Annotated in this window: 1 protein-coding gene; it reads right to left on the minus strand. The window is 40.1% G+C overall.

All coding sequences use genetic code 11. The annotated features are described in order from the left end of the window. Window positions 1-24: 24 nt before the first annotated feature. The coding region (locus BA1_RS18275; RefSeq protein WP_008362348.1) for an IS3 family transposase at window positions 25-720 on the minus strand (696 nt) is incomplete at its 5' end.

A 720-nucleotide genomic window follows, 5' to 3' on the forward strand; every position in this document is an offset into this window, starting at 1 on the left:
TGAGACACAAATAAAACACCCTTATTAGGCTGACATGCTACCAAATGTTTTTGGTGCGTGGTAGCCTAATTTTTCTTGGATACGCTCTTCATTATCATATTTGATGTAACAGTCGACTCGTTGCCTGACATCTTTTTCTGATATAGAGTTGAATTTAGTAAACATAAATTCCTCTGATTTTAAGCTAGAATGGAATGATTCAATCACTGCGTTATCCCAACAGTTACCTCGCCTAGACATACTGCTTGTGAGGTTCCTTGCCCCCAGCTCCTTTTGATATGCATACGAGCTGTATACACTCCCTTGATCTGAATGTACAAGTACACCTTTAGGCAAATTCCTTTTCTCTAAAGCTGCCCTCAATGTGTCCAATATGAGTGATGTCTGCTGGTGATCATCTAGGGTATAGGCAACAACTTCGTTGTTGTACAAATCCATAATGGTCGAAAGGTAGAGCGTTCTCGGTCCATACTGAATATAAGTAATATCTGTTACCCATTTTAAATTCGGATGTATTGCGGTGAAGTTTCGATTTAATATATTTGGGGCAATGATGACAGATTCCCCTTGTGATTTCCATTTCCTTTTACGCTTCACACGACATTGAAGATGGTATTTTTGCATGATGCGCTGTACAGTATTTCGGTTTCGTTTGATATCATATTGACGCTGAAGCAGCTTTCGGATTTTACGGTGGCCGTACCGGAACGACGTTTCGGT

This window comes from Bacillus xiamenensis (genome assembly GCF_000300535.1).
Taxonomy (GTDB): Bacteria; Bacillota; Bacilli; order Bacillales; family Bacillaceae; genus Bacillus; species Bacillus xiamenensis.